Origin of the sequence: Spirulina subsalsa CS-330 (assembly GCF_028330765.1) — a bacterium.
Taxonomy (GTDB): Bacteria; Cyanobacteriota; Cyanobacteriia; order Cyanobacteriales; family Spirulinaceae; genus Spirulina; species Spirulina subsalsa_A.
The window spans coordinates 1-9350 of the sequence record NZ_JAQMTY010000009.1; the positions used below are offsets into that span (position 1 = coordinate 1).

Consider the following 9350-nt stretch of genomic DNA (forward strand, 5'->3'; position numbering starts at 1 on the left):
CCCTCTGGGCGAGGGGTTGGGGGTGAGGGTGATCAAGTCAGTCAACCCGGTGGGTTGCTGAATGTTTTGCTGGCGAGATGCGATCGCATCATGGGCTTAATTGGCGTGTTTTTCTGGCCGGATGTCTGCTGTTGCCGCAAAAATAAGGTGAGCAACGTCTGTGTACTCACCCCTGGGTAGATGTTTTGATGTATTGTTGAGTCGCCCGACACGGTGGCAAGACGAGCACCCGTGGACTATACTGTCATTAGCTGTGATTAAACCCAAAGCCCAACGTTTCGTTGGAGCTTTTTTTTATGAGCCATCCGGTCAGATGTGCGGCTGTTCCTTTTTACTAAACCGTAGTTTTGCGGATGCCGCCAAGGGGCAACGGGTTTACTTCCCGAAACTTTTATAAAAGGCTAAGACTATATGAAGCTGTGGTAAAGACACGCAGGGGATGCCACGTCAAAAACGGTACTGTTGTTCTTGATCCTGGACTCGCTACAATGAATTCGCTCCATCCCTCTCGCTGCCATGACCCACGCGCCGCCGGACTGGTTACGACTCAAAAAAGCCCTTGCTGTTGAAGCCGATCGCGGCTTTGCCGATTTGCAGGGTAATCAGTATCGGTTTAGCGAGTTTATGACCCTCAGTTTTGGGCAAACGCTGCACCAAGGCACGCCGGATCAGCGGCGACAATGGGCGAAACTGGCCGCCGATTTTGCCCAGTATTCGGAGGCAACCCTGAGCCAACGCCGCGCTGCGATCGCCGCTGCCCGCCATCTGATCCAAGCCCTCCTCGCTCCCCCCTCAACGCCCCAACCGTCCCGCCTTCAGCGCACCCCCATCGCTCAAGCTTCGCCCAGTGCGGGGCCAATCTCTCTAGATCTGCCCTTGGTGGAGCTTCCCAGTCTGAAGGGGCGGCGAGGGGTGAAAGCCTTGGTGCGCTTAGATCTTTGCACGGTGCGGGATGCGCTGTTTTACTATCCCCGCGACCATATCGACTACGCCCGTCAAGCCAATATTGCGGAGCTTGAACCAGGGGAAACGGTGACACTGATCGGGACGGTGAAGAGTTGCCGCTGTTTCACCAGTCCGCGCAATAAGCAATTGACGATCTGGGAATTGCGATTGCGCGATCGCACCGGTCAAATTAAACTCAGTCGCTTTTACCACGGCTCCCGGTTTAGCGGTCGGGGCTGGCAAAAATCCCAAGAGGCTTACTATCCCGTCGGGGTCACCGCTGCCGCCTCTGGACTGGTGAAGGTGAATAAATACGGCTTAACCCTCGATAACCCCGAAGTGGAAGTGCTCGATGGCCCCGATGGTGAATTGGAGTCGTTGAAAATTGGGCGGATTGTGCCGGTGTATCCCCTCACGGAAGGGGTGACGGCGGACAATGTGCGGCGGGCGATCGTGGCAGCACTGCCAGCGGTGGAACATTTAACCGACCCTCTCCCGATCGCGCTCCGGGAGCAATATGGATTTGTGGATCTCCCCACCGCCCTGCGCCATCTCCATTTTCCCCCCGACCATGACCACCTCGCCCAAGCCCGCCGCCGCCTCATTTTCGATGAATTTTTCTACCTGCAATTGGGCTTTTTGCGCCGTCGTCAAGAGCGACAACAGGAGCAGACCGGCGTTGTGTTAGCGACCACGGGGGAATTGAGCGATCGCTTCCGTACCCTGCTCCCCTTCCAACTCACCACCGCCCAACAACGGGTGATCAGCGACATTCTCCAAGACCTCGCCTCCGAAACCCCGATGAATCGCCTCGTTCAAGGCGATGTGGGGTCAGGGAAAACCGTCGTCGCCGTCTTCGCCATCCTCGCCGCCCTCCAAGCCGGGTATCAAGCCGCCCTCATGGCCCCCACCGAAGTCCTCGCCGAACAGCATTACCGCAAACTCGTCGAATGGTTCAACCTCCTCCATCTCCCCGTTGAACTCCTCACCGGCTCCACCGGAGTCAAAAAACGCCGCGACATCCACAGCCAACTCTATACCGGCGAATTGCCCCTCCTCGTCGGAACCCACGCCCTAATTGAAGACCCGGTACAGTTTCGCCAACTGGGCCTTGTGGTCATCGATGAGCAGCACCGTTTTGGGGTCAAACAACGGGCGCGACTCCTCGCCAAAGGTCAGTCCCCCCACGTCCTTACCATGACCGCGACCCCCATCCCCCGCACCCTCTCCCTCAGTCTCCACGGCGACCTCGATGTCTCCCAAATCGACGAACTCCCCCCCGGTCGCCAAGCGATCCAAACCACGGTTTTATCCGCCAAACAACGCCCCCAAGCCTACGACCTGATCCGCCGTGAACTGGCCCAAGGTCGCCAAGCCTATATCATTTTTCCCCTGATCGAAGAGTCGGAAAAACTGGATGTTAAGGCAGCAACAAAAGAGCACGATCGCTTACAGTCCACCATCTTTCCAGAAGTCCAAGTTGGCCTCCTCCACGGTCGGATGAAGGGGGCGGAAAAGGAAGCAGCCCTGCGCCAATTTCGGGACAATGAAACGCCGATTATTGTTTCAACAACGGTGATTGAAGTAGGGGTCGATGTGCCCAATGCAACGGTGATGTTAATCGAAAATGCGGAGCGGTTTGGGCTGTCGCAGTTGCACCAACTGCGGGGCCGGGTGGGGCGGGGTTCTCATCAGTCCTATTGTTTTTTAATGAGTAGTAGTAAAAACCCAGATTCGCGCCAACGGTTGAATGTGTTGGAGCAGTCCCAAGATGGGTTTTTCATTGCAGAAATGGATCTGCGTTTACGGGGGCCGGGGGAGGTATTGGGAACGCGGCAAACGGGGTTAGCGGATTTTGCCCTGGCGAGCTTAGTGGATGATCAAGATGTGCTATTGTTAGCGCGGGATGGGGCGGAAAAGCTCATGTTGGCTGATCCAGAATTACACGATCATCCCTCCTTAAAAGCGGAATTAGAAGAGCGCGATCGCCAACTGATGGGCGGCACTATTTTAAATTAAGAAATGAAATGGAGTCAGTGCGATCGCGCTACGATTCGTCCTTACACTCATCGAAAATTAAACCGTTGCCGGGTGGGTGGGGGTGGCGGTACGTTGGGGTTGATGGGGTTAGGAAAGGGGCGATCGCCTATCACAAAATAGTCAAGTAGGTATCGATGGACTGTTCAGGTAAAACCCGTAATTGTTGATTTTTTAAGTCTAGTTCAATCCCCAATGCTTCGAGGGGAATTACACCAAGTAAGGGATCACGCCCGCCGGGTAATTCTAAACATTCAAATGTGCCTTCTCGACCCTCTAGCACAATGCTGGCATCGCGGAAAATTTTGGTTTTACTGAAGCCGTTAGCAGTGGCGACATCTACTTCTTTGAGCAGTTCTAGGCCGAGTTGCGCGATCGCATCACTCGGCAGACATAAGGTGGTTGCCCCTGTATCCACTAGAACATTATCGAGGGTGAGCGATCGCACTTCTTCTTCTGGGATGTATCCACGTGAAGCAGCGGATTGGTCGGCACGGTTGATGATGGTGAGGGTGGTGATGATTTTACCCATTGGGTTTTCTGTTGCGTTTGGCATGACTCTATTTTTGTCACTCTACCTCAATTATGACGAATGGATGACGTGATGGATTGGTCGGGGCGTAATGGTTGCGCTCTGGGGGGCAACGAACAAAACGCACCGCTGCGGGGTGGGTGGGGGCGGCGGTGCGTTGGGGGTGATGGGGTTTTAGTGATGGTTATGTAGAGCAATCCTATGACTTTATGCTGAATTATCTGGCTTAAATAAAGACACTAAATCGCGTTTTCCGTATACCACTCGTATAATTTCTACGACATCTTCTGAAACCTGATAAAACAGGATATATTCACCGATTAATACTCCTCTCAATCCCACGAAAAGACCATCATAACGTTTGCCAATCATGGGGAACTGGCGTAATTTTTGACACCAAGCGGTGAATTGTTGAAGAAACTGTTCGCCTGTTTCCACATTGGTTTGAGCAAAATAGTCGATCGCGCCTTCTAAATCTTGAATGGCTGGTGGTGAGATGACATACTCTCTCATGCTCTATTATTGTTGCGGGTTGTAGAGGCGATCGCGCAGTTGGGCAATTACCACATCGCCTTCAACGCCTTCACCACGGGCTAGTGCTTCAACACCAACGGTAATCTTTTGCCGGGTCTCGGTGAGCCATTCCTCATAGGTGATTTGCTGTTTTAGGAGTTCGAGGGCTTGGGCGAACAGGTCATCGGCACTCTGGTAATGACCGTTATCGAGTTGAGCTTGAATAAACGTTTCGTATTCGGGTTTGAGGGTGATTTGCATGGAGACACCTCAATCTTAGGGTACGTTGTCATTATGGCATTTTCACCACGAATGGGCGTTTGCGCCCAAGCCCCACCGCAAAACGCACCGCTGCGGGGTAGGTGGGGGTGGCGGTGCGTTGGGGTTGATGGGGTTGGGGGTGCGATCGCGTTAATCTTGCAGTGTATGGAGTCAGATGTTTAGCTTTCTTGCTCCTTTTGTTCTTCTAGAATTGTTTCAATATCTCGCGATCCATGGATGACTCGCAAAACATCAACACCTGCTTCCGTGACTTGATAAAAAATCAAATAGTTTCGGAATCCTTTCACCGCGACTTGACGAATGTTTTGCAAGCGTGGGTGCGAAAATTGACAAGATTTTCCCATCTTTGGCATTTTTCCAAGTTGTTTAAATGTTATTTCTGTTGCATACAGAAACTGCTCTCCATTTTCCAAGTTATTTGCTGCAATATAGGTAGCAATATCAATCAGGTCACGAATAACCTGTGGACGCTTCAGGACTTCATACATCTGATTTTTTATTGAGACGTTCTTGTACTGCTTGGCGAATTTTTGTCCAGTCGCGATCGCTCATTGGGGTTACCGTTCCTGAATCTAATCCAGCTAACAGAAAGGTCTCAAGTTGTGCTTGGGCTTTCCGTTTCTGATCTTGACGGATTAAATCGCGCATATATTCACTAACGCTGCCATAACCGCCCAGCTTGACCTGTTCTTCGATATAGTCCCGCATGGTATCGGGCAGGGAAACATTCATGGTTTTCATAGCACACTATTTAATCAAGGTTGTGCCTATTATGGCAATATTTGCCATTTCTTGCCATGACCACAACAGCAAAGCACCCCGCCCTGACGCAAAACGCACCGCTGCGGGGTGGGTGGGGGCAGCGGTGCGTTGGGGTTTATGGGGTAGTTATGACTGAGGTTTGTTACTTCGGATTAGTCCAACCGTTGATCCGATAATCAGTTGCTGAGATAGAACGTTCACCTGCAACTACTCCGCCACTCAATCCCAAACCAATATCAATATATTTGACTGTTTTTGTAGTGGGGTTATAGCTGGTCACAATGCCGACATGGCCATACGTGCCATCAAATTTCGGAGAATATTTACCAAATGAAATAACTGCTCCTTGTTTGGGTGGATTGGATGCTAAACCACCAGTAGTTGTGTATGCACTAAAGTATTGAGGAAATTGACTTGCCACTACACTAGCTGTAGCATAACCATGACCAAAGCTGCGAAGCTTATATCGCTCAGACTCAGGCAAATAAACATCCTGAATATATCGTGCAATCAGTGATACACATTGCCCTGCTAAATCATTACGATCAAGGCGTTTAATAGGTTGAGTTTGTGACTTAGCCCAATTAACGAAAACATCAAATTTGGGGTTGCTGAAATGTTCTCCTAACCATTTTTCTGAAGCATTCAATACCCCACTATTCACACCCGTCTTGAATAAGACTTGACCAGCTTGTGAATATACAACGAGATTCCCATCGCCCTGAACAGCAAAATAAGCTCCGTCATTACCATAAGTATCTGTTGCCCAAAGTGGTGAGTCATCCTTGTAAAGAACAACATTTCCATCCCCTTGGATAGAGAGCTTATTAGCTCCACTTCCGGCTGTTCCCGTTGCCCAAATGGGTTCGTCATCAGCGTTGTACATCACGAGATTGCCATCACCCTGGAATGCTAATTTATATCCCGGTTTGGTTTCCCATTCCTGACCTGGGAAAAAGTTCAAACCAAAGTGTTTGGTTTCAGAGCCATTGATTGAGCCTTCTTGGGGTTTGATATCAAAACTCCGGGGCCGCTTTTCTTCCTCTTGTACATCTAGGGAAAGTTGATAGTTTGTTTGCTCACCAGATTTACTACTGACTCGCGCATAATAAGGGCTATCAGGACTCAAAAGATACTCCGCACTCACGGCATTCTGATTAGAGGAGTCAATGATTTTCAGGACATTATAATATTTGTCATACAGAACAATCTGTACATCTCCTGCTAACTTATCCACGACATTACCATTCTCATTGAGAATAGAGAGTTTCAACTTTCGGAACTCTGAATCAGTCCAGAACTTATAGGTATCTTTATCAACAAATTCTGGATTTTTAAAACTCACAAAATCATTAAGTACCTTACGCTGGCCAGCAATATTTCCTAAATCATAGGGATCTAAGCCATCTGAATCAGTTCGAGAAAGGTCATTGCCAGCCTGATCGAGGTTGACAACAGCTTGATATGATTGAGAACCTTTTGCTGATTTGACCTTGACCCTGAGCGTATAGTTACCCTTTGCCACATCCGAGAAGCTGACATAATTGCCACTGTCAGGTGCTTTTGTCTCCACCACGACACCATCTTTAAGCAATTCAACCGTGAAATCATCCTGAGTAAAGCCATCCCCAGCCAGCGCAAACTGGACACGACTTTGGGCACTTTCAAGACTAAAGTTAAACTCACTACTACCGCCTGACACATTACGGACTTGTCGCCCATCAGGAATATCAAAGGTCTGAGTTACGGGGGCGACTGAATTATAGAACCGATCAAAAATGCGCCGCAGGAAATTACTAAACCCGGAACTTGAAGTGCTACGAAACCGACTGACAAATGATTCCCAGGTTGTAGAAATCACTGCGGCGACTGTCGCAGCGTCAGGATTTGCAGCCCGTTCCATCGGGGTAAACTCATCCTCACCGCTCCAGGTTAACGGCACATACTGAAGGTCTTTTTCGTAATCCTCAGCTTTCATTGTTTTCGCCAAATGCACCGCTGCCGCGACATTGAGCAGCCCTGCACCCGTTTCTAGATCGGGATTAGCTTCACCTAAATCGGTTGCGGTTTGTTTCAGGATTGCGATCGCTTGCTGGTAACTCAGATCCGGATTTGCTGCCCAGAGTTGGGAAATCGCCCCCGTTACCTGTGCCGCTGCCATTGATGAACCGTTGCCACCATGGGCCATCAGGTCTAAACCCTTGCCATAGCTGGAATAGGAGGCGCGATCGTAGCCCTGCCAATTGGAGGCATTGGGGTCGATTTGTTCCGCTGCGCCCACGGTGATGATGTTGTCGAACTGTTCCGAGGCTTGACCCAATGCCGACATCAACGCCCCTTGATTCCCGGAAGCGGCGACCACTAACACATCATTTTGGCGGGCATATTCCAACGCCGCCATCTCCATCGGGGTGAATTCGTCGCGGGTCGTGATGTTACCGTCTGCGTCAATTTGGGTGAGGTCAAAACTGAGATTTACCACCGCGTTAGGCTGCTCCGACTCCACCGCCGCATCAACGAATTCCACCAGGGAACTCGCCCATTGACCCGAACCCACAGAACGCCCCACCCACAGGGGAGCATCGTCATTGATGGTATTGATCAGGCTGACGACTTGCGTACCGTGTTCGTCGCCCTCGCCATCGGTGAGGAGTGAATTATCATCGCCATCAATGAAGTCTGAACCCGTCAAAATCGCGTCCGCATCCAAGCCGATCGCATCGGCATCGACCCCGGTATCAATCACCCCCACCAAGGGCTGAAACTCCCGTGCAGCTTCAAAATCGGCGGCGGTATAGTCCACATTATCGGTGTAGGCGTTGGCGTATTCAATTAAGGCTTGGCCCATGTTCTGAGTCCGCCAATCGCGCCCCTCGGCCACCATCTCATCCATGAGGGCGGTTTCAGCGGTTGCGCCGCGCACTTGGAAAACGATGTCGTTATAGTCTTGGTCGGATTGGTCTAGGGTGACATCTTCAAAGGCGAAGGTATTACCGTCCCCCGTCACATCGGCAATCTGGCCGAATTGCATTGCACTGTCGGGGCGGGACATGGAAAAGCGGACGTTTTCGATCTTGCCATTGGCGACATCTTCGATGGAGTGGTTCGAGGCGAGCATGATCCCGAAGCGATCGCCCGCCTTCATTTCAAATTCTCGCACCCCTTGATATTTGCCCGCGTTGAAATCCGCCTCGCGCATTGTGCCGCTGAACCGCGCCCCATCGGTGGCATCGGAAATCACCACATGGCCTTGCTCGGAATTACTTAACGCCCGTTCTGCCGCCAATTGAGTGAAATTTTCACTATCAGGATCGAGACCCTCAAGGCTGAAAATCCCCACTTCACCGCGACGGTACGCACCCCCGTCAAAGAGAAAATCGATGCCCACCGTGCCATCCGCACCGACGGTAAACTCTCCGCCTGTGTAGTTGGATTCAGAAGGTGACGCGAAGGGTAAAATCTCGACATCGGCGGGATCAAAGTTGAGGCTGTCGGGGGCGCGATCGCCCTCTAAATGATCGAGAAGATCATCAACATTGACATCATCGAAATCGGGTTGCTCATCAAACGGACTATCTGCGATCGCACTGGGCGTGAGGATCGGTTCGAGAATGAAGGCGTGGAAGGGAGATGGAGATTGTGGGGATTTAGGCATCGGTATTGACCTGATAAGCGTGTGAAGAAGCGAGTTAGACAGAACTAGCGTCAGCACTTCAGACAACAAATGCACCTACTTAACTATCTGGGCTTTGTTATTCTTTTTATGCAGTTAAATGCGCCGGTTTGGTAAAGTTTTGATGAAATCCCAGTGATGCAATCCCTCACCCAACCCTCTCCCCCAGGAGAGGGCTTTTGGCTCCCTTCTCCTTCGGGAGAAGGGCTGGGGATGAGGGTGCTCCCTGGCGAGCCGTGTGAATCTGCAAAAGTTGAGATGTACCCAAGGCGATTAAACAAACACAAGGGGTTTATGGCGTAGGGGTTCAAACGCGATCGTATCAAAGCGATACAAACTCGCCGGCCGGCCCGCCCCCCGTGAGGTTTTCACGCCGGTATCTTGGAGGATGCCGAGTTTGAGGAGACGGGCGCGAAAATTGGAATAGTCGGCGAAGTTTTCGCCGAGGACGGTGCAGTAGAGTTGTTGACACTCCCACCGTTAAATCAAAGATTATAACGGGGGATTCTTGCTTCATTGGGTTTGTCTAGTCTCAAGTCATCTCTGTCTTGAAACCCCGTCCAGATTCCCCGACCCAAGCATCTGTTTAACGTCCACTGAATGTCC

Annotated in this window: 10 protein-coding genes and 1 pseudogene; 4 read left to right on the forward strand and 7 right to left on the reverse strand. The window is 51.0% G+C overall.

Features of this window, described 5'->3' with window-relative positions; translation table 11 throughout:
• Together PN477_RS00455 and recG are read left to right on the forward strand one after the other, a co-directional pair.
• A partial coding sequence (locus tag PN477_RS00455; protein ID WP_272146883.1) for a hypothetical protein occupies positions 1 to 180 on the forward strand: 180 nt, incomplete at its 5' end.
• A 336-nt stretch (positions 181 to 516) separates the two neighbouring features.
• Complete coding sequence (gene recG, locus PN477_RS00460; protein WP_272121446.1) at positions 517 to 2964, forward strand: ATP-dependent DNA helicase RecG; 2448 nt, start codon at positions 517 to 519, stop codon at positions 2962 to 2964.
• Between the two features lie 130 nt (positions 2965 to 3094).
• Here the strand turns inward: recG and PN477_RS00465 are convergent, their stop codons facing one another.
• The 3 genes from PN477_RS00465 to PN477_RS00475 form a co-directional block, all read right to left on the reverse strand.
• Positions 3095 to 3538, reverse strand: a complete 444-nt coding sequence (locus tag PN477_RS00465) for an aspartyl protease family protein (protein ID WP_272121447.1) — start codon at positions 3536 to 3538, stop codon at positions 3095 to 3097.
• 183 nt (positions 3539 to 3721) lie between these two features.
• The gene (locus PN477_RS00470) at positions 3722 to 4027 is read right to left on the reverse strand and encodes a type II toxin-antitoxin system RelE/ParE family toxin (protein WP_272121449.1); all 306 of its coding nucleotides are present in this window, start codon (positions 4025 to 4027) and stop codon (positions 3722 to 3724) included.
• A gap of 6 nt (positions 4028 to 4033) precedes the next feature.
• Positions 4034 to 4288, reverse strand: a complete 255-nt coding sequence (locus tag PN477_RS00475; protein ID WP_272121451.1) for a ribbon-helix-helix domain-containing protein — start codon at positions 4286 to 4288, stop codon at positions 4034 to 4036.
• 25 nt (positions 4289 to 4313) lie between these two features.
• Here PN477_RS00475 and PN477_RS00480 point away from each other — a divergent pair, with 25 nt between their 5' ends.
• Positions 4314 to 4442, forward strand: a complete 129-nt coding sequence (locus PN477_RS00480; protein WP_272121453.1) for a hypothetical protein — start codon at positions 4314 to 4316, stop codon at positions 4440 to 4442.
• A 25-nt stretch (positions 4443 to 4467) separates the two neighbouring features.
• On the opposite strand, the gene PN477_RS00485 is transcribed toward PN477_RS00480, so the two are convergent.
• Together PN477_RS00485 and PN477_RS00490 are read right to left on the reverse strand one after the other, a co-directional pair.
• Positions 4468 to 4797 (reverse strand): type II toxin-antitoxin system RelE/ParE family toxin, encoded by a 330-nt coding sequence (locus PN477_RS00485; protein WP_272121455.1) that lies wholly within the window; start codon positions 4795 to 4797, stop codon positions 4468 to 4470.
• Complete coding sequence (locus PN477_RS00490) at positions 4790 to 5041, reverse strand: type II toxin-antitoxin system ParD family antitoxin (RefSeq protein ID WP_272121457.1); 252 nt, start codon at positions 5039 to 5041, stop codon at positions 4790 to 4792. The genes PN477_RS00485 and PN477_RS00490 overlap by 8 nt, the downstream gene beginning before the upstream one ends.
• Before the next feature lie 40 nt (positions 5042 to 5081).
• Here PN477_RS00490 and PN477_RS00495 point away from each other — a divergent pair, with 40 nt between their 5' ends.
• Positions 5082 to 5207, forward strand: coding sequence for a hypothetical protein (locus tag PN477_RS00495; protein ID WP_272121459.1), 126 nt, complete (start codon positions 5082 to 5084; stop codon positions 5205 to 5207).
• Positions 5208 to 5213: 6 nt separating this feature from the next.
• On the opposite strand, the gene PN477_RS00500 is transcribed toward PN477_RS00495, so the two are convergent.
• Positions 5214 to 8783 (reverse strand): S8 family serine peptidase, encoded by a 3570-nt coding sequence (locus PN477_RS00500; RefSeq protein ID WP_272121461.1) that lies wholly within the window; start codon positions 8781 to 8783, stop codon positions 5214 to 5216.
• A 234-nt stretch (positions 8784 to 9017) separates the two neighbouring features.
• A pseudogene (locus PN477_RS00505) lies at positions 9018 to 9209 on the reverse strand (NrtR DNA-binding winged helix domain-containing protein); the annotation flags it as partial.
• Between the last annotated feature and the right edge of the window lie 141 nt (positions 9210 to 9350).

What these genes read in the sequence shown, in the direction of transcription:
- recG (WP_272121446.1), top strand. Translation starts at nt 517, where the DNA reads ATGACCCACGCGCCGCCGGACTGGTTACGACTCAAAAAAGCCCTTGCT.
- PN477_RS00490 (WP_272121457.1), bottom strand. Translation starts at nt 5,041, where the DNA reads ATGAATGTTTCCCTGCCCGATACCATGCGGGACTATATCGAAGAACAG.
- PN477_RS00465 (WP_272121447.1), bottom strand. Translation starts at nt 3,538, where the DNA reads ATGCCAAACGCAACAGAAAACCCAATGGGTAAAATCATCACCACCCTC.
- PN477_RS00485 (WP_272121455.1), bottom strand. Translation starts at nt 4,797, where the DNA reads ATGTATGAAGTCCTGAAGCGTCCACAGGTTATTCGTGACCTGATTGAT.
- PN477_RS00495 (WP_272121459.1), top strand. Translation starts at nt 5,082, where the DNA reads ATGGCAATATTTGCCATTTCTTGCCATGACCACAACAGCAAAGCACCC.
- PN477_RS00470 (WP_272121449.1), bottom strand. Translation starts at nt 4,027, where the DNA reads ATGAGAGAGTATGTCATCTCACCACCAGCCATTCAAGATTTAGAAGGC.
- PN477_RS00475 (WP_272121451.1), bottom strand. Translation starts at nt 4,288, where the DNA reads ATGCAAATCACCCTCAAACCCGAATACGAAACGTTTATTCAAGCTCAA.